This is a genomic window from Lysinibacillus sp., from assembly GCF_032093475.1.
Taxonomy (GTDB): domain Bacteria; phylum Bacillota; class Bacilli; order Bacillales_A; family Planococcaceae; genus Lysinibacillus; species Lysinibacillus irui.
This window is the reverse complement of the sequence record NZ_DAMDAY010000039.1, coordinates 1-23,094: the sequence shown is the minus strand read 5'-3', so window position 1 is coordinate 23,094 and position 23,094 is coordinate 1. Positions and strand designations below refer to the sequence as shown.

General features: G+C 35.5%; 25 protein-coding genes and 1 pseudogene. 15 read left to right on the top strand and 11 right to left on the bottom strand.

The features are described from left to right. Nucleotides 1-76: 76 nt before the first annotated feature. From RT445_RS10450 to RT445_RS10440, 3 genes are all read right to left on the bottom strand, one after another. Nucleotides 77-949, bottom strand: coding sequence for an ABC transporter ATP-binding protein (locus RT445_RS10450; protein ID WP_312505457.1), 873 nt, complete (start codon nt 947-949; stop codon nt 77-79). 144 nt (nt 950-1,093) lie between these two features. Further along, on the bottom strand, nt 1,094-2,110 hold the full coding sequence (locus RT445_RS10445; protein WP_274796236.1) for an ABC transporter permease: 1,017 nt from the start codon (nt 2,108-2,110) through the stop codon (nt 1,094-1,096). Beyond that, on the bottom strand, nt 2,107-2,835 hold the full coding sequence (locus RT445_RS10440; RefSeq protein ID WP_274796237.1) for an ABC transporter ATP-binding protein: 729 nt from the start codon (nt 2,833-2,835) through the stop codon (nt 2,107-2,109). Before RT445_RS10440 ends, RT445_RS10445 begins: the two co-directional genes overlap by 4 nt. 117 nt (nt 2,836-2,952) lie before the next feature. Between RT445_RS10440 and RT445_RS10435 the strand changes: the two genes are divergently transcribed. Then, complete coding sequence (locus RT445_RS10435; RefSeq protein WP_312505458.1) at nt 2,953-3,549, top strand: TetR/AcrR family transcriptional regulator; 597 nt, start codon at nt 2,953-2,955, stop codon at nt 3,547-3,549. Nucleotides 3,550-3,702: 153 nt separating this feature from the next. Here the strand turns inward: RT445_RS10435 and RT445_RS10430 are convergent, their stop codons facing one another. Beyond that, on the bottom strand, nt 3,703-4,602 hold the full coding sequence (locus RT445_RS10430) for a hypothetical protein (protein ID WP_274796240.1): 900 nt from the start codon (nt 4,600-4,602) through the stop codon (nt 3,703-3,705). 232 nt (nt 4,603-4,834) lie between these two features. Here RT445_RS10430 and RT445_RS10425 point away from each other — a divergent pair, with 232 nt between their 5' ends. Genes RT445_RS10425 through RT445_RS10410 form a run of 4 tightly spaced genes read left to right on the top strand, consistent with a single transcriptional unit; the run spans nt 4,835 to nt 8,247 of the window. After that, nucleotides 4,835-5,407, top strand: coding sequence for a class I SAM-dependent methyltransferase (locus tag RT445_RS10425; protein ID WP_274796241.1), 573 nt, complete (start codon nt 4,835-4,837; stop codon nt 5,405-5,407). Beyond that, nucleotides 5,407-5,994 (top strand): DedA family protein, encoded by a 588-nt coding sequence (locus RT445_RS10420; protein WP_274796242.1) that lies wholly within the window; start codon nt 5,407-5,409, stop codon nt 5,992-5,994. The genes RT445_RS10425 and RT445_RS10420 overlap by 1 nt, the downstream gene beginning before the upstream one ends. A gap of 53 nt (nt 5,995-6,047) precedes the next feature. Beyond that, the gene (locus tag RT445_RS10415; RefSeq protein ID WP_274796243.1) at nt 6,048-6,749 is read left to right on the top strand and encodes a response regulator transcription factor; all 702 of its coding nucleotides are present in this window, start codon (nt 6,048-6,050) and stop codon (nt 6,747-6,749) included. Then, nucleotides 6,733-8,247, top strand: coding sequence for a sensor histidine kinase (locus tag RT445_RS10410; protein WP_313470527.1), 1,515 nt, complete (start codon nt 6,733-6,735; stop codon nt 8,245-8,247). The genes RT445_RS10415 and RT445_RS10410 overlap by 17 nt, the downstream gene beginning before the upstream one ends. 6 nt (nt 8,248-8,253) lie before the next feature. Here the strand turns inward: RT445_RS10410 and RT445_RS10405 are convergent, their stop codons facing one another. Then, nucleotides 8,254-8,559, bottom strand: a complete 306-nt coding sequence (locus RT445_RS10405) for a hypothetical protein (RefSeq protein WP_274796245.1) — start codon at nt 8,557-8,559, stop codon at nt 8,254-8,256. Nucleotides 8,560-8,695: 136 nt separating this feature from the next. After that, the gene (locus RT445_RS10400; RefSeq protein WP_274796246.1) at nt 8,696-9,574 is read right to left on the bottom strand and encodes a LysR family transcriptional regulator; all 879 of its coding nucleotides are present in this window, start codon (nt 9,572-9,574) and stop codon (nt 8,696-8,698) included. 102 nt (nt 9,575-9,676) lie between these two features. Between RT445_RS10400 and RT445_RS10395 the strand changes: the two genes are divergently transcribed. Beyond that, nucleotides 9,677-10,867, top strand: coding sequence for a YbfB/YjiJ family MFS transporter (locus tag RT445_RS10395; RefSeq protein WP_313470526.1), 1,191 nt, complete (start codon nt 9,677-9,679; stop codon nt 10,865-10,867). A gap of 45 nt (nt 10,868-10,912) precedes the next feature. Here the strand turns inward: RT445_RS10395 and RT445_RS10390 are convergent, their stop codons facing one another. Together RT445_RS10390 and RT445_RS10385 are read right to left on the bottom strand one after the other, a co-directional pair. Beyond that, a complete protein-coding gene (locus RT445_RS10390) occupies nt 10,913-11,773 on the bottom strand; it encodes a YitT family protein (RefSeq protein ID WP_274796248.1) in 861 nt (286 codons plus the stop codon). Nucleotides 11,774-11,806: 33 nt separating this feature from the next. Next, entirely contained in the window at nt 11,807-12,346 is a 540-nt protein-coding gene (locus tag RT445_RS10385; protein WP_274796249.1) for a transcriptional regulator, read from the bottom strand. Nucleotides 12,347-12,533: 187 nt separating this feature from the next. Here RT445_RS10385 and RT445_RS10380 point away from each other — a divergent pair, with 187 nt between their 5' ends. Genes RT445_RS10380 through RT445_RS10365 form a run of 4 tightly spaced genes read left to right on the top strand, consistent with a single transcriptional unit; the run spans nt 12,534 to nt 14,875 of the window. After that, nucleotides 12,534-12,785 carry a PLD nuclease N-terminal domain-containing protein gene (locus tag RT445_RS10380; protein WP_313470525.1) on the top strand — a complete coding sequence of 84 codons (252 nt, stop codon included), beginning with the start codon at nt 12,534-12,536 and terminating at the stop codon, nt 12,783-12,785. After that, nucleotides 12,769-13,671: an ABC transporter ATP-binding protein gene (locus tag RT445_RS10375; protein ID WP_274796251.1), complete on the top strand. Its 903-nt coding sequence runs from the start codon at nt 12,769-12,771 to the stop codon at nt 13,669-13,671. The genes RT445_RS10380 and RT445_RS10375 overlap by 17 nt, the downstream gene beginning before the upstream one ends. 6 nt (nt 13,672-13,677) lie before the next feature. Continuing rightward, the gene (locus tag RT445_RS10370; RefSeq protein WP_313470524.1) at nt 13,678-14,457 is read left to right on the top strand and encodes an ABC transporter permease; all 780 of its coding nucleotides are present in this window, start codon (nt 13,678-13,680) and stop codon (nt 14,455-14,457) included. A gap of 19 nt (nt 14,458-14,476) precedes the next feature. Then, on the top strand, nt 14,477-14,875 hold the full coding sequence (locus RT445_RS10365; RefSeq protein ID WP_312505745.1) for a GntR family transcriptional regulator: 399 nt from the start codon (nt 14,477-14,479) through the stop codon (nt 14,873-14,875). A 28-nt stretch (nt 14,876-14,903) separates the two neighbouring features. Here the strand turns inward: RT445_RS10365 and RT445_RS10360 are convergent, their stop codons facing one another. Further along, nucleotides 14,904-16,301, bottom strand: a complete 1,398-nt coding sequence (locus RT445_RS10360) for a hypothetical protein (RefSeq protein ID WP_274796254.1) — start codon at nt 16,299-16,301, stop codon at nt 14,904-14,906. Nucleotides 16,302-16,727: 426 nt separating this feature from the next. Between RT445_RS10360 and RT445_RS10355 the strand changes: the two are divergent. The 3 genes and pseudogenes from RT445_RS10355 to RT445_RS10345 form a co-directional block, all read left to right on the top strand. Continuing rightward, a pseudogene (locus RT445_RS10355) lies at nt 16,728-16,976 on the top strand (aldo/keto reductase); the annotation flags it as partial. Nucleotides 16,977-17,342: 366 nt separating this feature from the next. Then, nucleotides 17,343-18,512, top strand: a complete 1,170-nt coding sequence (locus RT445_RS10350; RefSeq protein ID WP_312505742.1) for a class I SAM-dependent methyltransferase — start codon at nt 17,343-17,345, stop codon at nt 18,510-18,512. Nucleotides 18,513-18,548: 36 nt separating this feature from the next. Next, nucleotides 18,549-18,842, top strand: coding sequence for a putative quinol monooxygenase (locus tag RT445_RS10345; protein ID WP_274796256.1), 294 nt, complete (start codon nt 18,549-18,551; stop codon nt 18,840-18,842). Between the two features lie 115 nt (nt 18,843-18,957). On the opposite strand, the gene RT445_RS10340 is transcribed toward RT445_RS10345, so the two are convergent. Continuing rightward, on the bottom strand, nt 18,958-19,341 hold the full coding sequence (locus RT445_RS10340; protein WP_274796257.1) for a winged helix-turn-helix transcriptional regulator: 384 nt from the start codon (nt 19,339-19,341) through the stop codon (nt 18,958-18,960). A 421-nt stretch (nt 19,342-19,762) separates the two neighbouring features. Here RT445_RS10340 and RT445_RS10335 point away from each other — a divergent pair, with 421 nt between their 5' ends. Together RT445_RS10335 and RT445_RS10330 are read left to right on the top strand one after the other, a co-directional pair. Continuing rightward, complete coding sequence (locus tag RT445_RS10335; RefSeq protein WP_274796258.1) at nt 19,763-20,401, top strand: GntR family transcriptional regulator; 639 nt, start codon at nt 19,763-19,765, stop codon at nt 20,399-20,401. 17 nt (nt 20,402-20,418) lie between these two features. After that, nucleotides 20,419-21,468, top strand: coding sequence for a 2,3-butanediol dehydrogenase (locus RT445_RS10330; RefSeq protein ID WP_274796259.1), 1,050 nt, complete (start codon nt 20,419-20,421; stop codon nt 21,466-21,468). A 321-nt stretch (nt 21,469-21,789) separates the two neighbouring features. Here the strand turns inward: RT445_RS10330 and yiaA are convergent, their stop codons facing one another. Next, on the bottom strand, nt 21,790-22,260 hold the full coding sequence (gene yiaA, locus RT445_RS10325) for an inner membrane protein YiaA (protein ID WP_274796260.1): 471 nt from the start codon (nt 22,258-22,260) through the stop codon (nt 21,790-21,792). Nucleotides 22,261-23,094 lie beyond the last annotated feature (834 nt).

Sequence of the window (23,094 nt, the reverse complement as noted above, 5' to 3'; positions counted from 1 at the left end):
ACATAAAATGAAAATAGAAAAAGGTGGCACATACTGATAGGTTCTCGCGTAATTGCTTAACTGATAACGCATTAAACTAATCATTTGCTATAAATATCTCCTTATCATTGATTGGCATAAGTTGTTTGATAGAAGCTTTTTTTAGAAGTAGCTGTTGTAAAAGATCGTCGGTATGCTGTGCTTGATAGCGAATATTAACTTCGTAAAAACCAGTAGCCAATTGTGTCTGGTGGTTAATTTCTATTAAATGAGATAGGTCCTCTAAGTATGTAGGATTAGAAATATCAAAAATTAATTGATTATAGGTTACATCCTTCAAGGGTAAATCTGTCCGCATCACTTTTTTGTTGTGAATCATGAGAATCGTATCCACGACATGATCCAAAAGCTTTGTTTCGTGACAGCTTAAGATAATCGTCATTCCTTGTTGTTTGAGGCTATGAAGAGTTTGTTCCAACTCATTTTGTGTTGTAAGGTCTAATCCTGATAAAGGCTCATCTAATATCAACAAATCTGTTTCATCCAGCATCGCCTGCATAATCATTATTTTTTGTTTCATCCCTTTAGAAAAGTTGATAATACGAGTATTTTGAACATCTACTAAGCTAAAAAGTTCTAGTAAATAATTTATTCTCGGTAATAGTTCTTGTTTAGCCATTCCACGGATTCGCCCCATCTGATAAAGATATTCTTGAGGCGTAAATAAAATATGAGAAGGGGAAACTTCTGGGACATAGCCAATTTTTAAGTTTTGTTTGGAAGGAATAATTGAACCATGGTCAGGCGTAATAAGACCAGCAATCATTTTTAATAGCGTGCTTTTGCCAGAGCCATTTTTCCCAACGATAGCAATGATTTGGTTATGATCGATTGGAAATGAGACATTATCTAAAATTTTTATGCCCCTGTATTGCTTGGTGATATTTTGTGCGTTAAACAAACTATTCATAAATCTAACACCTACTTATTTGGGTTTTGAAAGGAAACTACCCTAATTGTAAGACACTAGATGTTTGTTTGGCAAAAGAAACCATTTTAAATAAAGAAACAGTAAGGATCTTCTCTAAAGGGGGATGGATCCTTACTGTATTTTTTACAATGAGCGATATTTTTTTAAACTGATAATATTTAATGTAATAAAAACGAGGGCGAAACAGGCAAGAACACTGATATTCACTACGATATCAGGGAAGGTATAACCTTTATACATAACATCATTCAATGCGTCCGCTGCATAGTAAAGAGGCATGATGCGTCCAATGTTTTGAAGCCATTCTGCCATACTATCGAGCGGAAATATACCTGAAAAGAATACTTGCGGAACAATAACCAGCGGGATGAATTGCATCATTTGGAACTCTGAAGCAGCAAAGCTTGATAGCAAGGCACCTAAGGATAACGATACAAGGGCAACCATCATATTAATGAGAAAGACAAGCCAGATTGAACCTACATGAACGATATCTAGTACATAAATACCAAATAGCACGATAATAATCGTTTGCAAGAAGGCAAATAATCCATAGCCAATCATATAGCCTGCTACAATTTCAGAGCGTTTAATAGGTGTCGCAAGTAGTCGCTCCAATGTCCCTGAAGTACGTTCCTTTAGTAAAGCGATTCCTGTAATTAAAAAGACAAAGAAGAACACAAAGAAACCAATTAACATGGGACTAAAAATATCAAAAATTGCCGTATCCTCATTACCATAAACATAGTCCGTTTCTAAACTGTCTATAGCAGCGTGTGAAGGTTGTAACATTTGCGCAAGCTGCATCGTTAACGCTTTTGCTTGGGAAGGGTCATCATTTAATAACGTTAACTTACTATCATTTTGCTTGATTGTAAGCCAGCCATCATACTCTTTATCTTGTAGCTGCTTTTTCGAAAAATCATCATCCTCAATAATTGTAAAATCGGCATCTTTTAATTTATCGATTAGTGGTGCGGGTCCATTCGTGACAACAAGTGTGACAGAAGTTTCGTTACTATTAAATATAAAATACATTAAGGATAAGACGAGAAGCGGGGCAAAAAATAATAAAGCGAGTGTCCGTTTATCTCGTTTCATTTGCTGAATAATTCTTGTGACAATTGCACCTATTCTCATTGTACGTCACCTCCAGCTTTTAAAAATACTTCATCAAAATCTTTTGCCTGGTAATATTCTTTTAACGCTTGTGGTGTGCCTTGCGCAATAATATGACCACTTCTTAACATAGCTAATTGATCACACTTTTCTGCTTCATCCATCGCATGTGTCGTCACTAAAATCGTCTTTTGTTCCTCTTCTTTTAACCGAATAAGTTCCTGCCAAATTTCTTTTTTTAAAACAGGATCAATACCAACGGTTGGTTCATCTAAGATTAATAGTTTAGGATTTTGGATGAGAGCAATAGCAAGAGATAATCGACGTTTCATTCCTCCCGAATAATTGATCACTTTAAGATGTAGGTCATCAGTTAAACGAACAAGGCTTGCGGCATAGGCTACACGCTCCACTCTTTCTGCTTTTGACAAGGAGTAAAGCTTTGCAAAAAAATGAAGATTTTCTTCACCTGTTAAATCTGTATAAAGTGCATCTGATTGTGCCATATAGCCAATATCATTCAATAATTGCTTATGGGGAACATCTAAATCTAACACTCGAATGTGACCATTATCAGGCTTTAGCATGCCCATAATCATTTTGATTAGCGTCGTTTTACCACAGCCTGACGGACCAAGTAAGCCCATTAACTGTCCTTTAGGAATAGCTAAAGAAAGGGGGGCAATAACTTGCTTGTGGTGAAATTTTTTTTCAAGGGATTTAATAGAGATTGCTTGGTTGCCCATACGGACCTCACTCCTTCACTGAACACAATGTTGATTTGATAAAAATTTTACGGTAGCATGTGAGCAAATACAATCAACAGTTTGCCAGCATGTGTTAAGTAAATGGAGGGAATTTGTGTGTCGGTACATGAAAAAATGAATTTTGAAACGAAGCAAGCCATTAAAAAGGCACTGATTCTGCAAGTAGAGGAAGTGGGCTTTGAACGTGTGACCGTAAAAAAATTAGCATTAGCAGCTCAAATTAATCGTGGAACGTTTTATCTACACTATGCGGATAAATATGCCGTAATGGAGGATTTGCAACAAGAGCTCTTAGTGGAATTAGAACGCTATGTGAAGCATGTTCAACCAGTCGATGCTTTTCAAACATTAAAAATGGGCCAACTGTATCAACCATTTATTAATGTGATAGCCTGCATAAAGGAACATGCCCCAGCCTTTCGTATGCTATTAGGAGAGCAAGGAAGTCCGGGCTTTACACAAAAAATGAAAACAATCTTTGGCAATCATATATTAGATAGATTATCCGTTATACGCGAGGAAGTGCAAGATCCAGAATTTCAGCAATACCTACAAGCCTTTATCGCATCTGCCATTTTGGGGGTAATTCAGGAGTGGTTAGACAAGGGTAATGAGAACTTAACCGTAGATGAAATGGTTTCTCTCCATTTCCGATTATTGCGTTTCTTAGGGAATGTTGTAGCCAATACGTAAGGGTGAAAATCTGATATAGATTCAGGGAACCTGATTGACTAAATGAATACATTATATTTTCACAGCATCGAGCAGGTAATATCATGATTTAATAAAAAGAACATGACTGGGACTATTTTAAATAGTCTCACTCATGTTCTACTAGTATTTGCTTTATTTTTCATAGTATTCGTTCAACGCAACTTCTAAACGCTCTTCTAAATGCTTGGAAATATAGCTTAGGACAAACTGCTCTTTTTCCATCTCTATTTGGGCGGATTTGAACATCTTGGTGAAAAAGCTAATTTTATTGTTCGTTGAAAATTCCTGTAATGCTTCTGTACGTAGTGTAGAGACGATTTCATTTTCAATATGACGCTCTCTAATTTTTTGCACAATATCCTTTACACTGTTTTCTTGTAGCTCGGTAATTTGCTTTTGGAGATGCTCGTTTTCCTGCTTTAGTTCTAACGTTTCTTTTTGAATTTCTTCCACTTGAAGGACTGAATCAGTCGATAAGCGTTGAATGTTTTCGACAAGAAAGTCCTGATTAATGTTAACTTGTAACGTCCCTTGCTCTTCATTCGGCAAAATTTGAAAGAGCCCTGTTTGGATCATTTGTTGTAGGACGTTTCCAAGAACATCAATTTTATGGGTTAGATCCTCTGAATCCATGGTCGTTGCCGTAATTTGATGTTTAAGTAACTGACCGTTATCATCAAGACCTAGCAATAATTTTATCCCTCTCACACGATACTCATCCTTCAGTAACAAAATCATTCTTAGCCTTACGATAGCAGGCAAGTTTAAACGGATATTTCCATGTACGTTCGGTGAAGCATTGTCAAATACATATTGCTCAAACGGTTTTAAATAGTAGCGAAGCATAGCGTCTGTGATATTAAACCAGCCCGCGACTTCTGCTATTGTATAGTGTTTGGATTCATCGATGTCTGCTAGATAGGCATCATTATAGAGGTTCTCCTCTAAAGGCGTATGTTGTAGTGCAACAAACAATGGGTCATCTTGCACAATTCCGAGTACCAATTCTTTTGCATCATTTACTTTAAGCATCCTTTCACACCCCACTTTATTTTTCCCCTGACTAATTGTTCTCTATATAGGTTTCTATTCGATTGGAAGCAATTGTATGCCTATTTTATGTAGGAAATAATCATTAGAACGAATTACCTTTTAAGCTTTTATGACTCTTAAGAAAATTTTAAGAATTCTCCTCGCAATTCGTTAAGAAATGCTCTTTATAGTTAGAACCATCTACATGAATGCAAAGTGAGGAGAAATTTTCATGCAATTTATTACCTTTCTTACTGAATTTATAAAACATCCTAAAACAATTGGAGCAATTTCCCCGAGCTCTAAAAAATTAGCTTATAAAATGATACAACCTATTTGTTTTGAAACTGCACAATGTATTGTCGAGCTAGGACCAGGAATGGGCTCTTTTACAAAGGAGCTTGTGAAAAGAAAAAAGCCAGCTACATGGCTTGTACTCATTGAACATAATCCGAATTTTTGCGAGAAATTACGTCAACAGTTCGCTCATGAGGCCTATGTTATTGTAATCAATGGCTCTGCAGAAAATATGAAGCAATATATAGACGAGTTGCATATTGAAAAAATAGACTATGTTATCTCTGGGCTACCATTTACATCTTTAAAGTCAGAAGTATCATGTTGCATTTTAAATAATGTGAAGGATTGTTTGGATGATGGGAAATTCATCACGTTCCAATATTCACTTGTGAAAAAAGCATTCTTCCAACGCTATTTCGCGGAGATCTCACATGAAAAAGTGTGGATCAATATGCCCCCAGCATATGTCTTTAGCTGTCAACTTGGAAATACGAGGGTAAGCTAATGGAGTTGCAGGATCTCTTACTATTTATTGATCAATATGGCTATTTTGCATTGTTTTTCAGTTTATGGCTAGGCATTATCGGGATGCCACTCCCGGATGAGATGATTGTAATGAGTGGTGGTTTTTTATCGTCATTAGATACAATGAGTGTATGGAAATCCTTTCTAATTACTTATTTAGGTGTTGTTTCAGGCCTTTCACTAGGTTATGTTCTAGGTAGACAATTTGGTCAACGAGTGCTCGATAAACTTATGAAAAAGAAAAAAGCAAAGTATTTATTGCAATCCAAAGATTTGCTTGATAAATATGGGCGTTTTGCTTTAGTCTTTAGTTATTTTATCCCGATTGTTAGACATATTCTTCCGTACTTGGTCGGGATGAATCATATGTCCTTTAAAACTTATGCCATATTCTCGTATACAACAGGCTTTGTTTGGACATTAATTTATTTCATACTTGGGCACTTATTTGGTAGCCAGATTGAGTATATTTCTTTGCTTGCTACTAAATATGGTATCTATTTAGGTATCGTCATCGTCATAATCAGCTTGCTTTATTATTTTTATATTCGAAAATTAAAAAAATAGTTAAAATAGGGAACATTCCTATTAGTAAAATATTTGAGGTATGGTGGGGTTAGATGAGTAATGAAACAATTTTAATTGTTGATGATGAAAAAGAGATAAGAAATCTTATCGCTATTTATTTGAAAAATGAGGGCTATCATGTGCTAGAGGCATGTGATGGGGAAGAAGGCTTGCAGCTACTGAAGAAGCATCAGGTACATTTAATAGTACTCGATTTAATGATGCCTAAAGTGGATGGTATAGAAATGTGTATGAAGGTAAGAGAAGTAGCGGAAATGCCGATTATCATGCTTACTGCAAAGTCACAGGATATGGATAAAATTGTTGGTTTAACAATAGGGGCTGATGATTATGTGACAAAGCCCTTTAATCCATTAGAGTTGATTGCACGCATTAAATCACAGCTTCGGCGCTATCTTAAAATGAATGGCTTAAATAATAGCAATGGTGAGGAAATGGAAATCGGTGATTTGCGTCTCAATACAGCGACTCATGAAGTCTTTGTTAACAATGAAAAAGTAAAATTAACACCAAGAGAGTTTGCTATTTTGGAACTACTTGTAAGTAATCCGGGCATCGTGATGAGCGCAGAGCAAATCTATGAAAAGGTTTGGAAAGAGGAAGCTTTCCAATCAGAAAATACAGTGATGGTACATATACGAAAAATTCGTGAACGTATTGAAACAAATCCAAGAAATCCACAATATATCAAAACTGTCTGGGGAGTAGGATATAAAGTTGAAAAAGATCTTTAGGCTATTCTTAAAGCTACTGGGGCCCCTCCAGCGTATTTACAGAAAAATAAAGAATAATATAGAGCGCAGCATTAGAATTCAATTATTTACAACCTTTATTTTATGTGCACTTGGAAGCTTTTTAGTATCACGGGCAGTCCTCCCTTTATTTGAGAATATTAATGACACTGTCATCGTTGATTATAGCTACAGTATGAAGATGATGTATTATCAGGCACAAGATACAGCAAAATTAGCGACCCAAGAAAATAATGTGAATGTGTTGAGGCAATTGATTGAACAAGAAGATGAAAATTTCGAAAGTGACCAGAATGCTTTAAAAATTGTAGTAACAGATGAGGTAGGGAAGGTTTTATATAAAACAAAGCAGGTAAAAGAGTCACAAATTGATTTACATGAAGAAATTAGAAAGGTCATGGATTTTACAATTAATCAGCCGTTTGATCAAGCGTATCCTGATACGATTGAAACTTCTCGTAGAGAATTTTCAACATTAGTACCTCTGACCTTGCAAGATAAAAACTATTATTTTTTCGTAAGTGGCCTTCCACAAGGTGAAGCCATTACAAGTACGAGTGAAGGACCTATACCTTTTTTCATTGGTATTATTTTATTTATTGTATCGTTCTTCTATATAACCAAGCGCAAAATGAATCAAATAGAAGCGTTAGCAGAGGGGGTATTGGAAATAGCAAAGGGGAATTTAGCCTTTCGCATTGAGAAAAAAGGGCAGGATGAAATTGCTTTATTAACAGATAATATTAACCAAATGGCAGAAGAAATCATGACAAGTATCGAAATGGAAAGGAAAATTGAGCAACAGAAAAATGAGCTCATTACAAATGTTTCACATGATCTGAGAACACCGCTTACCTCCATAATGGGTTACCTACGGCTATTAAGAGAGGAAAAATATGAGACAAAAGAGCAATACGACGAATATTTGAAAATAGCCTTTTCTAAATCCGAGCAATTAAAAAATTTAATTGATGATTTATTTGAATATACAAAGCTAACAAATGATAAAAATGCTTTAGTGCGACAACAAGTCTGTTTAAATGAGCTACTCGATCAATTAATGGAGGAATTAGTGCCACTTGCAGAGGAGAAACAACGCATTTTTAAGAAGCATTTTTCAGAAGAGCGAGTTTTTGCGGCGCTTGATTCAGAAAAAATTGTTCGTGTGTTTGATAACTTATTAATCAATGCGATTAACTATAGTACGGGTGACGGAAAAATAATCGTTTCTCTTGAAGGGCAAGGCGATCATGTGCGTATTGGTGTAGCAAATCAAAGTGATGCCTTTACACCAGAAGAGCTTGATAGTTTATTTGAGAGGTTTTATAAAAAGGATCAGTCAAGAACGAATGTAACAGAAGGCTCTGGGCTGGGTCTAGCGATTGCCAAAAGCATTGTGGAGCTTCACGGAGGAACCATTCACGCTACATATAAAAATGAGACATTGTACTTTATTATCACATTGCCATTAACGACTTAATCCAAATCACAGTGGGTAAATGGTGATGGTATGATGGATTTGCTTAACGTGTGAAAGCATTTCCTGCATGGTTGCTAAGTGAGCTATGTCCTTTATTAAAAGTTGAATTTCTGTCTGCTTGTACTGTCGTTGAAAGTCAAAAATATAGTCTCTAATAATGGCTAAATTATGAGGATGTTTCATTTCTACCTCTACAAAAAATGGCAATGTTACATCGGGAAGTTTTGTACTGCCCCCGCGACGAATCCAGACCGATTCTTGCACATAATAACGGATAGGTAATTGGCGGTTACTAGCGATAAAAATATCCATAAAAAGCTCCTTTCTATATCTAATTAAAGCCTAAAGGAATTACGTTCAGCCGTCAAAGGAAAACATGAAAAGAGCTGTTCAGTGGGGGAAATCTACTGAACAGCTCTTTTAGTAATGAAAATAATAGATAGAACACTCAAACTGATGGATAGTCATACGCGTCTATTGATTCTAAAAAATATTGAAGTATTGGTGATTGTACATCATCCTTACGATAAATAAACCAGGTAGGAATATGTGCTTGCTTATTCGTTAATTCGTGCAGAGTTAGTGTTTGTGTTGCCATATATTTTTCCGCAATAGCACGAGGAAGTAAAGTAATACCTAATCCAGCAGCAACGCAGCCAATTATACCATCAAGCGTACCAAATTCCATTCTATTTTGAGGACGTACTCCGTCTTCGTGTAACCAATGCTCCAAAATGGCTCGATAGGAACAGCCATTTCGGAACGTAATCACAGTGCTACCCTCTAAGTCTCTCAAATTTTTAATGGGCTTATGCTTAGAAGATGTGATAAAAACAAGCTCTTCACAGATAAACTCCTTCACCAATATATTTTCTTTATATACAGGCCCGGTCACGAATGCACCATCTATTTCATAGTTTTCTAACCGTTCAATATTATGCTGAGATGGACTAGTCAATATAGTGATATCAACCTGTTCATGGGCTTGATGGAATGGTGTTAACAGTGCTGGTAAGTGAAGTGCTGCTGTAGTTTCCATTGAACCAATGCGCAAAATTCCTCTTTGTTCCTCTGTATTTTGTAAAATCTCAAACGATGTATCATAGAGATGAAGCATCTTTAATACCAGTTCGTAAAATTGTTCCCCTTTAGGTGTTAGTTGAATGCCTCGATGCCCCCGATAAAAAAATGTTGTATGATACATAGCCTCAAGATTTTGGATCTTCATAGAGATATTTGATTGCGTGTAATTAAGTGCTGTAGCAGCTTTTGAAAAACTCCCTGTTTGGACGACTGTTCGAAAGATCTTTAAATCATTAATATTCATTGGCCCTCCAGCTATCAATTTTTTTGATACTAATTATAACGAATTGAACATATTTGTGATAGCTAATTATTCGATATAGTGGAGAAGAGAAGGAGTGATACGATGCACAAACAAACAGTTCAATATTTAATAGGTGGTATTTTTTCTTTGATCATTGCCATGGGCATTGGTCGTTTTTCCTATACGGTCATTTTACCTTATATGCAAGAAACAGTTGAATTTAGCCGTTCGACTGCTGGTTATTTAGCAACAAGCAACTATTTAGGCTATCTAATAGGGGCAATAGTGGCAGGTCGTTTAACCTTAGAGAATAAACGTATTCCGTTTTTGCAAATAGGGCTAATTATTAGCATTCTTACAACTGCATTTATGGGCTTTACAGATAATGTTGTTTTATGGTATATACTTCGGTTTATCTCTGGAGTAGTGAGCGCTTTTATTTTTGTAGTGATTGCTAGTCTTGTACTCGATCAGTTGGCTAGTAGTAGTAAAATGCATTTATCAGGATTTTTCTATAGTGGGGTTGGTGTAGGGATTGCATTAAGTGCCATTATTGTGTCACCCATACAGGCAATCTACCATTGGAATGGCACATGGATTGCGTTAGCTTTGTTTTGTATTCTATTGTTTGGCATTATCGTACTATTCATCAAACCTATTAGGCCAAGTGAACAACAACGGATACATGAACCCACTACATCGAAGAGAACTCCACCAAAGAAATGGATGAAGTGGTTAATGATGTCCTATAGTTTAGAAGGGCTAGGTTATATTGTCACAGGTACTTTTATTGTATCGATTGCGCGAGAATCAACAAGCTTTAATGGGGATGCTGCCTTTGTCTGGTTTGTTGTGGGAATAGCTGCCATTCCATCGTGCTTCGTATGGTCAAAGCTAGCGCAGCAGTATGGTTATGTAAAAACATTATTTGTATCCATGATCGTTCAAGCAGTTGGGATTATTTTACCTGCATTTGCCTCGAATACGATTACACTCTATGCTAGTGCCTTTATTTTTGGCGCTACTTTTATGGGCATCACAACAGTTAGTACAACGCTAGCAAGACATATAGCTCCTATTAATAGCCATAAAATTTTAGGTTATTTAACGGCTGGCTATGCATTTGGACAAATGATTGGGCCATCCATTGCAGGAAAGCTTGCCAATATAACCAATAGCTATCACTATGCATTGATTAGTGCTGCAGTAGTCGTAGCTATTGGAGCTTTCTGTTTAATCGGTGGCCTAAAATATGAAACACATGAAACTGTAACCTCTCCAGTAAGTAAATAAACAAAAAAAGTAAGTAAGACTATAGAAGCCTTACTTACTTTTATATTAATGGATATCTCGCTTCTTGAAGTTACCGCCGCGAACCTCCGAAACATCGGAAATAACAACAAATGCACCGTCATCAATATCTTTAATAATCGAAACTAATTTATTTTCTTCCATACGGTTAATGACACAATTTAAAATTTCAGTTGGTTCATTGGAGAAACCACCTCGTCCATGTGTATAGGTAACACCACGACCTAGGCGTGCTTGGATGGCATCACCAATTTCCTCAGATTTTGCACTGACCACACGTACTTCTTTTGATTTTTCTAAACCAACTTGGATTATATCAATAACATTTTTTGCAATATAGTATGTTAATGCTGAGTATAATGCGCTTTCTAAGCCGAAAATAAAGCTTGCCCCTAAGAAAATAAAGGCATTGATAAATAATATAATATCACCGACTGAAAATGGAATCTTACGTGATAATAGTACGGCTAACACCTCGGAACCATCTAAAGCTCCACCGTTTCGTAAGACAATACCAATACCAACACCAAGTAGCATACCACCAGATAAGACAATCAGTAAGGGATCATTTGGTCCTAAAATGGTTTTGACATCATGTAAAAGAACCGTAGAAATGGATAATGCTGCGATACCAGCACAACTCATTAAGGCAAATGTTTTTCCTACTTGCTTGTAGCCGATATAAATGAACGGAATATTTAGTACAAAGAGCAGTACGCCTAACGGAATGCCAAAGAGGTGAGCGCCCATAATACTTAAACCCGTAACACCACCATCAATAACATCATTAGGAATTAAAACAGCTTCTAATCCGTACGCCGCAATAACTGCGCCAATAATAATCATGATTAATTTTCTTATGTTTTGAAGTAACTTTCCTTTTTTCATAAATCTTCTCCATTTCTTTACGTAAAATACTACCTAAGGTTTTGGAATAATATTTAAAGCAATCGTTTTTGTTTCAGAACCTTTAGTTGAGTCGGCCATATTATAGTATTTAGTTAATAATTCGTTTAATTCATTATCAAAGTTCTTGAATTGCTCCGTTGTTAATGTCAAATCAATGAAAGAAAAAGTTGCTAAATCTGCAGTACTTTCTTTTTCATCAAGGGATTGTAAATAATTTTGATATTGAGAAAGTAAAGCTAATTGATAGTAAGAAATATAATTTAACTTTTGCTTGGTTGAAAGTTGTGTCCAATCCTCCTTACTAAGTTTTGCTGCTCCTTCATTTAATGCATAAAACTTCTCTGTAACAGAACGTACTTTACGCTCTTTCACAATTTTTATGATGTTTTCATCCACTAAAATTTGGATATGCCGATATAAAGTAGCCTGGGGTACATCCTTAATAACAGAAATCATCTCCAAAGTGCTTAAGCCTTCTTCTTTATTGTGCATAAGAGCTTGTAAAATTTTCATTCTCACAGGGTGCATTAATACCTCTGCTTTATTACGCATAAATCGATCCTCCTATCAGATAAAATGAGATAGTATCAAGGGAAGCAATCAAATGTTATCAATATGAGAACATTATCAAAAAATATACTATAGATTTTTTTTTGAGATGTACAGTAAAAAGGTAATGTAATTTTTTAAGATTTTTGTTATCATTATCGATAATGATAATGAAAGGGGCTATATTAAGATGAAATTACATTACGGTTTTGAAGACTTAGGTCAAATTGATTGGGCAGGTATACTACCAATCCTTTTACCTTTTTTATTCGTAGGATTTTTACTTATCGTTGTTGCACTAGTCGATTTATATCGGCACCGAGAGACGAGAGAAAATATACTGATGTGGGCAATTATTATTTTATTCTTTAATACAATTGGTTCTGTTCTATATTTCGTGATTGGCAGAAAGGATGTAAATAAACATGCGCTTAGAAATTAATAATATTACAAAAAAGTTTAAATATAAGACGGCTGTGAATAATTTTTCAATGGTTATCGATACGAATGAATGTGTAGGACTTATTGGACCAAACGGGGCAGGGAAAACCACATTAATTCAAATCATTGCTGACATTCTTAATGCAGATGAAGGAGACATTGTACTTGATGGACAAAAAATTTCAAAGATGAAAAACAAAATCGGTTATTTACCACAGTATCCTAATTTTTTCTCCTGGATGACAGCATTTGAAACTTTATCCTTTATGGGGACACTTTCTGGTATTTCGAAAAATCAACTACAAAAGGACATTCCATTTCTTTTAGAAAAAGTGGGCTTAGGGAAAGAAGCACATGCTCATGTCGGAACATTTTCAGGAGGAATGAAACAGCGTCTTGGCATCGCACAAGCTTTATTACACAAGCCAGCTTTCATCATTATGGATGAACCAGTATCAGCGCTAGATCCCATAGGTAGACGTGAAGTATTGAATTTATTAAACGACATAAAAAAAGATACGACCATATTATTTTCCACCCATATATTAAGTGATGCAGAGGAAATTTGCGAACGCTTTGTCGTGATTAAAAATGGTTACAAAATAGAAGATGCGTCGAAATTAGAGTTACTTAATCGCTATCAAGACTCAGCTATCTTTTTAATGATTCAAAAGAAAGATGTTAAGTGGCTCACAACGATTGAACATTTACCGTATGTAAAGAGAATCGAAAGTAGTGGTGATGGTTTTAAAGTATACGTTAATCAATTGGAAGCGGATGCCCATCGATTGCTACAGTACGGTTTGGATTCAAACGTGTTATTTACAAAGTTTGATCTTGGCATTCAAGAAAGCTTAGAAGAAATATTTTTAGAATTGGTGGTGTGACGTGGAGTGAATACGTTTTTAGCATTAAGTAAAAAAGAAATCAATCAAATGACAAAGGAATATAAAGTAGTTTGGTTACCAATTGTATTTATCCTACTAGGCTTAACTCAACCGATCATGATGCATTTCTTGCCTGCTATTTTACAATCAATGGGTGGGATTGAAGGGATTATGATTGATCCTACATTGGCAAAGCCAGAGGGACAAGAAGTGCTTGCCTCCACCCTTAATTCCCAATTTGATCAACTAGGTATTATCATACTTGCCATTGCGACGATGGGCATTATTCAAGGAGAAAAAGCCAATGGGATGATGGCATTCATTTTCACAAGGCCTGTCTCTATCTCATCCTACTTAAATAGTAAGATCCTTAGTCATTATGTTTTAGCTGTTCTATGTATTGCTCTAGGCTATGCAATGTCCTTTGGCTATACATCTTATTTATTTACCTCTGTACCGATAACTCATGCATTGATAGCTTTAGTATTTTATTGTATTTGGCTGTTATTTGTCATAACACTTGTTACCATGATGAGCACATTTTTTAATAGTTCACCATTTATTGCTTTAATTAGTATAGGTGTCTTATTTATTTGTCGTTTATGTGCTGGTTTACATCCATTCTTAGATGTACTTAATCCTGCTAGTAATAGCTTGTATGCTACAACGATATTAGTGACAGGTGACGTGGAAACATGGTATTACGTTACTATTGTTGTCACACTGTTGCTTGTACTATTAATGATGATTATCATGCATCATTTTATTGCCAAAAAGAAATTTTAATGGAAGGATTCCTCGACAAATGAATGTAAAAGTAAATCGAAGGAGCAAAATTCCTTATTATCAGCAACTTACCCAGCAACTGCATTTATTAATCGCGACAGGAAATTTAAAAAAGGGTGATCATTTGCCTTCTATTCGCAAGTTAGCGACACAAATAAACCTCAATCTTCATACGGTTCGTAAAAGCTACAAAGAGCTTCAAAAAAAGGGCATTATCACCATTAACCCTCATACTAGAGCACTTGTTACTGTAGATTCTAATAAAGCAAAGACTATTTCACTTCAACAACTATCGATGAGTGTGGAACAAATAATGATAGAAGCCTATATTTTAGGCATTAACGAATGCCAACTAAAAGAAATGTTTCATAAGAACTTACAAAAATATTATGTGGAGAGTGAAAGAGATGGTTTCTAATAAAGTGACCATCTCTTTTCATTTTTATCTAAATTAAAAACACAGCTACAATCGTTGTCACAATCAGCCCAATAACGACAGGAATTAAGTTACGTCTTGCCAATTCAAATGGGCTCACATTACAAATTGCAGCAGCGGGAATTAACGCCCATGGAATCAAAGTACCGCCGCCTACCCAAATCGCTGTGATTTGCCCTAAAGCAGTTAAAGTGGCTGTTCCCCCTCCAATGGCATTGCCAAAGAGACTGCCAACTGATCCTGCTAGGGAAATTCCAGAGAAGCCCGAACCATCTAATCCAGTAATGGCACCGACGACCGCCAACGTGATAACCGCAATTTCCTTTGTTAAAGGGACGACCGCTGCAAGACCAACACCAAGATCATTCACAATACCATGCGAGGTAGCAGGTAGGTGGTCACCGAGAATTTGTGTGAAGCCAGCATCTCCAAGATAGAAGAATGCGGCGATTGGGATAACAGGCCCGAAAACTTTAAAGCCGAATTGGAATCCTTGAATCAAATAGCTTGTCGTCTTCTCGAGCCCTTCTCCTTTATGAGTAACAACACTAAGCAAAAGTAAAATAAAAACAGAGGTTCCACCGATTAAAGCAGTTGCATCGCCGCCCGTTAAATTGAATACTGACATAGCGATGACGTCTAAGATAAAGGCAATGGGAATAAGCACGGCGAAGAAACGTTTTTGACCAATTGACAGTAAATTTTCCGCAGTTTCTTGTTCGCCATCCTCCTCTTCGTTGTTGCCAGTATTTAAAAGCAGCGTTCCTCGCTTCATATCTCGCCGTAAAAAAATATAAGCAACAATTGTGGTTACAACGCCCATTGTAATGACGAGTGGAATACTAGCCGAAACTACATCTCCAACAGGGATACCCGCAGCATCAGCCGTTAATTTTGGAGCCCCTTGTATGACAAAATCACTTGATAACGCAATCCCGTGCCCAAATAAGTTCATCGCCATAGCAACGCCAAGTGCCGGAAGTCCCGCTCGAATGGCAACAGGCAAGAGCACAGCTCCTAATAATGCAACTGCAGGAGATGGCCAGAAAAACCAGGAGATTAACATCATTAACAGACCAATCGTCCAATAGGCAAGGGCAGGTGTTTTAATGATCTTTGTGAAAGGTGCAACCATGACCTCATTAATACCTGAAGACATCATCACTCGACTCATAGCAACGATAATCGAAATAATAAGAATTGTTGATAACAGCTCTGTAATGGCATAGATAAAGCTGTTAAAAACGCCACTGATAGACGAAGTTAAATCGCCAGTCGCAACGATTGCGAGCACAAAGATGCCAAGTATACAAATGAGGGTGGTATCGCGACGTTTAACCATAAATCCGATGATGAGCACAATAAAAACAACGTAAATCCAATGGAGAGCTGTGAATTCAATCCCCATAACGTTTCCCCCTCAATATTCGACCTGATTCTATAGAATATGAAGAGAAAAAAAGATGGTGATGATTTTGAAAAATTTCGCTTTAGATGAACAGCAATGTGAATTGATAAGCGCAATAACTAATGAAAAGAGATGAATGAAGCATAAGTAATTAGGAGGGGCATAATAGAGGTAGTAGAAATGGGGTTATTCCTATATTTATCAATGAGTAGATATTGTGAGAAAATTTCTTTAGATAAGGCACATTTAAACAAGATAAATGAACACCAAGAAGGTATCTATCAGATATATTTTCCATTCTTTTAGGTACTTTTTTGTTTCTATAGCACTTTTAAGTACGTACTTTTTATTGTGTTAGATATATTTCATAATGACATTTGTAAGACGAGAATGAATGATGAGGTATTTTATCGTGTAAACTTTTTCTTATTAAAGAAAGTAGAAAAAATCAAAAGTATTGCAGATCGTCATCAAATCAGCATTAAGTCAGCTGCTTTACAATTTTCATTGGCGAACCTAGCAGTTGCTACGGTTATTCCTGGCGCAAGTAAACCAGAGCGAATTGTAGAAGACAAAGCTGCATTAAATACGGTGATTCCGGCAGCATTCTGGAAAGAAATGCGTGAACAAAAACTAATAGCTCCTCATGCACCACTTCCAAACGATCTTAAGTAAAGAGAGTATGAAATGGCTTAGAAGGATTTACAAAGGTATTTTAGAATAATCTGGTTACTGACAACTGATTTCAGATATATGGCATTTTAAAGATACTTCAGCAGCCAAGTGCTAAAAAAGCCTTGGCTGTTTATCTTAGTATTTCCTGTTTTTATAAGAAGACTGATTTGAAATAACACTGATAGGTAAGACTTAGCTTGTATACCTTTGTAGAGAGCCACACTATAAGGGCTATCTAGGTGTATGTCTTGTGTTCAAATTACTGATTTAAGAAATGATGGAATCCATGCTTTATAAGAGTAACCTTTTCATTTTACTCATCATGGTCATCTAGATATTTTTAACTTTTCAATAGGAGATGTTTAAATGGTTGAAGAATTTTTTTATAAAAATATACTAAAAAATCTCTTTTCAGACCCTGTTCAAATTACACTTTGGAATGGAGAGACCTTACATTATGGTGAGGGAAAACCTCGTTTCCATGTAACATTCCATAAGCCTCTATCAAAAAAAGAGGTTGCTAAGGACCCTTCTATTGCATTTGGTGAAGCATATATGAATGGAGATCTTGAAATACAAGGAGATCTTGAAAAAGCAATTCAATCTATTTACAAAAAGCAGGATAGTTTTTTAGGTAATAGTAAATTGCAATATTTCAAAAGTAAATGGAATTTCTCCAAACAAAAAAATAAAGAAGATATTGCTCACCATTATGATATCGGGAACGACTTCTATAAATTGTGGCTCGATGACACAATGACATATTCTTGTGCGTATTTCAAAAGCGATAAAGATACTCTAACAGCAGCTCAACATAATAAAGTAAATCATATTTTAAGGAAGTTAAATCTTCAGAAAGGTGATACTTTATTGGACATTGGTTGTGGATGGGGTGAACTGATCACAGCTGCAGCAAAGCAATATGGTGTTAAAGCCATGGGCGTAACATTAAGTGAGGAGCAATATGCAAAGACTTCTGAGCGAATTAAGCAAGAGGGACTTACTGAGTTGGTTGAAGTATCTTTACTTGATTATCGTGATATTCAAGGTCGTAAATTCGATAAAATTGTTAGTGTAGGCATGATTGAACATGTAGGAAAAGATCACATTACGGAATACTTTGAAACTGTGAATACACTATTAAATAACGGCGGTTTATCTCTGCTTCATTGTATTTCATCGCCAACGAATGGTGCTACAAATGGATGGATTGAAAAATATATTTTCCCTGGCGGATATGTTCCTGCTGTCAACGAATTAATTACCAATATGACAAATCAACAATTTTATATAGTTGATGTGGAAAGCTTACGTAGACATTACGGTAAAACCTTACAACACTGGGCTCGAAATTTTGAACATGCGCTAGGTGAAATTCGTCAGACTAAAGATGAGCGATTCATTCGTATGTGGCGCTTATATTTAAATGCCTGTGCAGCTTCATTCTTTACAGGTAATATTGATTTACATCAATTTGTATTTACAAAAGGCATTAATGATTCAATTCCTATGACGCGATCTTATATGTATGAATAAGAGGATAATCTATCCTTAACAAGGAGAAAGAAAATAATGACAGAAATTATAATCAATGCGGTTTTAAAAGCTAAATCTGGGAAAGGTGAACTGCTTAGAAAAGAGTTATTAAACTTAGTTGAAGCATCTCGAATGGAAGACGGCTGTCTCCAATATACTCTTCATGAATCTGTTGAAAATAGTGATACATTTATTTTTTATGAAAGATGGAAAGATGAGGAGGCGCTTATATTTCATATGAACGCTGAACATTATAAATATTGTGGTCAGCAAACAGAACCGCTACTGGAAAAACAAGAGATTCATCGTTTACAAATAGTAAATTCTTAAATGAAAGATCCTATGGCACCGTTCACATTCTCAATAGATAATACGACATAACCCTAAATGCGTTAAAAAGGAAAAAGAGACTGTTTTGTGTTTGACAGTCTCTTTTTCCTTCTCATTACGATGTTTGCTGCATGGCTATATCATCATCACGTTGTTTTAACATGACATCTTCGCCATTTTCCTGTAATAATTCAACATGCTTTTCGCCCCAAGTGCAAAGCATGTTTAGAATAGGTTCCATTCCTTGTCCATAAGTGGTTAAGGAATATTCCACTTTGGGCGGTACTTGATTAAAGACCTTTCGGTTGATTAATCCTGCCTGTTCTAATTCTCTTAATTGACTTGTGAGCATTTTTTGGGAAATACCTGGAATTAATCGTCGGAATTCATTTGTTCGAATTTTACCATGGTGGTTCAAATGACAAAGAATAACCGGTTTCCATTTACCGCCAATGACTTCAAGTGTAGCTTCAACACCAATATTATAAATTTTTTGCATTGTAAACCTCCTATAATATACAAAAGTAACTAAAAGTACTGTACATTCTTTTTAAGTATGTATATATTACTACACAATATTAAAAAAATCAAAGGAACTTTATTCTAAAACTCCATATCAATCTAATGTGAGTCATTATGTAAGGCTCAGAACTACTATCTTATATCCTCATCTTCGCAAACCATCTCAAATTAACTATCAAATCAACGTAACAATCATTTTCCTAGCGTTTTAAACTTCTCTTAAAAGATTCTTCAATAGCATTCCAAAACAAGATAATTGAAAGTAACAAGCTTTTATATTAAAATACCTTTATAGATTATCGATAATCTATAATCCATAATATATAACACCTTTAGCTAATCACCCTATACACTGAACTATGTTAAAATAGAAGATATAAATTTAATGGAGTGGTTTAATGGGGTTTGATGAAAATTCAATTTCAAAAAAAACAATTTCTGAGCAAATAGCTGAACGATTATTATTTCGTATATTTTCTGGGTATTATGAACAAGGTCAGCGCTTAATAGAAGCGGAAATTGCAAAAGAGTTACAAGTAAGTCATGCACCTGTCCGTGAGGCTCTTTATCTTTTACAAAAAGATGGTGTAGTTGAAAAAGTTCAACATAAAGGTGTAAGAGTGAAGATTATAACGGATCAGGAATTGAAGGATTATTTGGAAGCGCTTTATTACCTATTGGATACTGCACTTACAAAGTGTGAATCTAAATGGACGGCCGATTTGCAAAGCGAACTATTACGTCGTTTTGAAGCAATGAAACAAAGAAAGTCTGCTGAAAATATTTATGAATATGTTGTTTCGTTTGCACACTTATTACAATTGTTTTTTGATGTTACAGGAAATATTGCGATGCTACGATTTTTTAAAGAAACCATATTTGTTACAAACGTAGCTGCACAAACAAAATGGAAAATGAATCTAGTTGAATCCTATCACATGTCCATCAATACATTTATCAAGTGTATAGAAGCATCGGATTTTGATAATGCACGAGTAGCTATTAAAGATGTTATTTTATGGTACCAATTTAAATAATTTTGGGGGTAACATAAATGAAAGCTGCAGTTTGGCATGGTGTGAAAGATATTAGAGTCGAAGAGGTTGAATTACGAGCTTTAAGAGAAGAAGAAGTGAAAGTAAAAGTAGCGTGGGCTGGTATTTGTGGAAGTGATTTGCATGAATACGAAGAAGGTCCAGTTTTCGTACCAGTTGATGTCAAAGCTGAATTAACAGGTGAGGTTGCCCCACTTACAATGGGACATGAATTTGCTGGAATCATCGAAGAAGTTGGCGCTAAGGTTACTGATTTTAAAGCAGGGGACCGAGTTGTAATCAACCCTACTTTAACGTATAGAAACAAGCATGAAGATGTCGATCGATATGATGGATTTAACTTCATCGGATTACATGGAGACGGTGGATTTGCAGAATATGTCAACGTCCCCGTAACAAATATCCACCGTTTAGCAGATAATTTAACATTACAAGATGGTGCACTTGTAGAACCAATGGCTGTTGCTGTACAAGCTGTCAAAGATGCTGGGGTTACACTAGGAGATTCAGTTGCAGTATTTGGGGCCGGACCAATCGGATTACTAACAGTAATCGCTGCCAAAGCATCTGGTGCAAGCAAAGTTATTGTATTAGATTTATCTGACGAACGACTAGAGAAGGCAAAAGAATTAGGGGCAACTCATGTTATTAACTCAGGTAAAGAAAATCCTGTACAAGCAGTTCGAGCAATCGTAGCAGATGGAGTTGATGTATCCTTTGAGGTTGCTGGAGTAGCTCCTACCTTTAAACAAGCAATTGATGTAACAAAACCTCGTGGTAATATGATGATTGTTTCGATTTTTGCTAGACCGATCGAATGGAATCCAATGCAACTTACAAATACAGGTGTTAATGTATTATCATCAATTGTTTATACACCATCAATTTTCCAAAGAACAATAGATGCTATGAGCTCTGGTCAACTAAAACCACAAGGAATCATCACAAGTCAAATTGAACTAGATGAGATTGTTGACAAAGGATTCAAAACGTTAACAAGTGACAAAACACAATCTAAGATTTTAGTTGCGATAAGTGGAGAAAAATAATATAGATTAATGTATATCTAACGGAGCATGGCTAATTATAGCCATGCTCTTTTCGTCTAGTCTCCTGACAAAACATCGTTTTACTCGGAATTTGATAGAGGGAAGGGGGCTTGAAAAATTAGTCTCGACTTTTTTCACTTTCAACGTACAACAGGGGGCAGGGTACCAAATATCAATTGGAAAGATTTTTACATAAATCGAAAGCGTATTGTACTGAACTTGGACAGGCCGAGGACTTGATACGCTTAGGAGTGTAATGAGACAAGAACAAATGACAAAAGGAATCCAGAATGAACTTCTAGATTCCTTGAGTGATATAACTTAATTTCTTTCTTTTGCTCTTTGTGTGTCTCTAATGTTCTTTTGGACCGTAATGGATGCAAATAAACTAAGAACAAAGGACATACCATAAAAACCTTTTTCGCTTAAAACAATACTTCCAGCATTATATAACCCAATACCCATTAATGAAATAGATAGAATAAGTGCGATCCAACTAATACCATAATAAATACTAGTAACGGGTATTCCCTCATCTTTGTCTCTTACCGCTTTTTGTAACGATATGGCTGAATAGAGTCCGAAAACTAAAACGGCTAAGTAATACCCTTTTTCATTTAGTTGCATCGTTGCGTTGAACAATCCTATAAGATAAGCAGAAACACCTACTAGCAAAGCTGCCCAAGAAGCACCTTTAAAAGCAGCAGTCGGTTCTCCCTCTTTTCTTTCTATTTTAATTTTCTGATCAGGTTGTTTTTCCTTATCTAATGAAGTTTCATTTTGATTAGACAATGAATCCTTCTCCTCCTTCTTTCACTGTATAAAAACATTCTATCATTCTAAAGGGATGTTATGAGAACAGAAATTTACAAAATCTCACTTTCAGTAAAAAAGCAACTCTTTTTGTAGGAAACAGCTTAAATTTGTCCTATTTTGTAAAAATATAGACGGTTAATATGGATTATAAATGGTGCAACTGTGCCTAGTTCTTCAATGACAAAACTATAAAGGCTTCATGGTGATTTTTTGGAAAATTCTATTGTGTACTAAGATTAACTTTGTTTCAGATTATTCAAAGACACAGCTGATTATGTCAATGCACCGCTATATTAGACTTGCGACTACAATAATAGAAATTATAAAAATGATTGATAACAGCTTTGTATTGCCACAAATAAAGCTGTTAAAAACCACACTATTGATGAACTGAAATCACCAGAGACTACAAACGCTAACATGAATATGCTTCTTCCCATAACGTTTGCCCTACATTATTCAACTTCTTTCTATAGAATATGAAGAAATAAAAAGAAGGTGATGATTTTAAATTCGATTAGTTGAAATGGAAGGTAATATTACAGAAGTAAACGATTAAACGCAGGATATAATGCTAGTAAAATTGGATATTCTTATAAAAGAACTCAATTTATACATGAGAGTTTTTCTATTAAAGTTTGTAAACTATAATATCCTATAAGGAGTGATGTGTTATGCAAATAAAACAATATAAATTTAATGATTCGGATAAAATAAACTAGACTATTATAGGAGGAATCCAAATTTGATTTATTTAAAATCTATTGATCAAAGTAATTGGGAAGATTGCATAGAACTGAAAGTAAAGCA

What these genes read in the sequence shown, in the direction of transcription:
- RT445_RS10450 (WP_312505457.1), bottom strand. Translation starts at nt 949, where the DNA reads ATGAATAGTTTGTTTAACGCACAAAATATCACCAAGCAATACAGGGGC.
- RT445_RS10445 (WP_274796236.1), bottom strand. Translation starts at nt 2,110, where the DNA reads ATGAGAATAGGTGCAATTGTCACAAGAATTATTCAGCAAATGAAACGA.
- RT445_RS10440 (WP_274796237.1), bottom strand. Translation starts at nt 2,835, where the DNA reads ATGGGCAACCAAGCAATCTCTATTAAATCCCTTGAAAAAAAATTTCAC.
- RT445_RS10430 (WP_274796240.1), bottom strand. Translation starts at nt 4,602, where the DNA reads ATGCTTAAAGTAAATGATGCAAAAGAATTGGTACTCGGAATTGTGCAA.
- RT445_RS10425 (WP_274796241.1), top strand. Translation starts at nt 4,835, where the DNA reads ATGCAATTTATTACCTTTCTTACTGAATTTATAAAACATCCTAAAACA.
- RT445_RS10420 (WP_274796242.1), top strand. Translation starts at nt 5,407, where the DNA reads ATGGAGTTGCAGGATCTCTTACTATTTATTGATCAATATGGCTATTTT.
- RT445_RS10415 (WP_274796243.1), top strand. Translation starts at nt 6,048, where the DNA reads ATGAGTAATGAAACAATTTTAATTGTTGATGATGAAAAAGAGATAAGA.
- RT445_RS10405 (WP_274796245.1), bottom strand. Translation starts at nt 8,559, where the DNA reads ATGGATATTTTTATCGCTAGTAACCGCCAATTACCTATCCGTTATTAT.
- RT445_RS10400 (WP_274796246.1), bottom strand. Translation starts at nt 9,574, where the DNA reads ATGAATATTAATGATTTAAAGATCTTTCGAACAGTCGTCCAAACAGGG.
- RT445_RS10395 (WP_313470526.1), top strand. Translation starts at nt 9,677, where the DNA reads ATGCACAAACAAACAGTTCAATATTTAATAGGTGGTATTTTTTCTTTG.
- RT445_RS10390 (WP_274796248.1), bottom strand. Translation starts at nt 11,773, where the DNA reads ATGAAAAAAGGAAAGTTACTTCAAAACATAAGAAAATTAATCATGATT.
- RT445_RS10385 (WP_274796249.1), bottom strand. Translation starts at nt 12,346, where the DNA reads ATGCGTAATAAAGCAGAGGTATTAATGCACCCTGTGAGAATGAAAATT.
- RT445_RS10380 (WP_313470525.1), top strand. Translation starts at nt 12,534, where the DNA reads ATGAAATTACATTACGGTTTTGAAGACTTAGGTCAAATTGATTGGGCA.
- RT445_RS10375 (WP_274796251.1), top strand. Translation starts at nt 12,769, where the DNA reads ATGCGCTTAGAAATTAATAATATTACAAAAAAGTTTAAATATAAGACG.
- RT445_RS10365 (WP_312505745.1), top strand. Translation starts at nt 14,477, where the DNA reads ATGAATGTAAAAGTAAATCGAAGGAGCAAAATTCCTTATTATCAGCAA.
- RT445_RS10360 (WP_274796254.1), bottom strand. Translation starts at nt 16,301, where the DNA reads ATGGGGATTGAATTCACAGCTCTCCATTGGATTTACGTTGTTTTTATT.
- RT445_RS10350 (WP_312505742.1), top strand. Translation starts at nt 17,343, where the DNA reads ATGGTTGAAGAATTTTTTTATAAAAATATACTAAAAAATCTCTTTTCA.
- RT445_RS10345 (WP_274796256.1), top strand. Translation starts at nt 18,549, where the DNA reads ATGACAGAAATTATAATCAATGCGGTTTTAAAAGCTAAATCTGGGAAA.
- RT445_RS10340 (WP_274796257.1), bottom strand. Translation starts at nt 19,341, where the DNA reads ATGCAAAAAATTTATAATATTGGTGTTGAAGCTACACTTGAAGTCATT.
- RT445_RS10335 (WP_274796258.1), top strand. Translation starts at nt 19,763, where the DNA reads ATGGGGTTTGATGAAAATTCAATTTCAAAAAAAACAATTTCTGAGCAA.
- RT445_RS10330 (WP_274796259.1), top strand. Translation starts at nt 20,419, where the DNA reads ATGAAAGCTGCAGTTTGGCATGGTGTGAAAGATATTAGAGTCGAAGAG.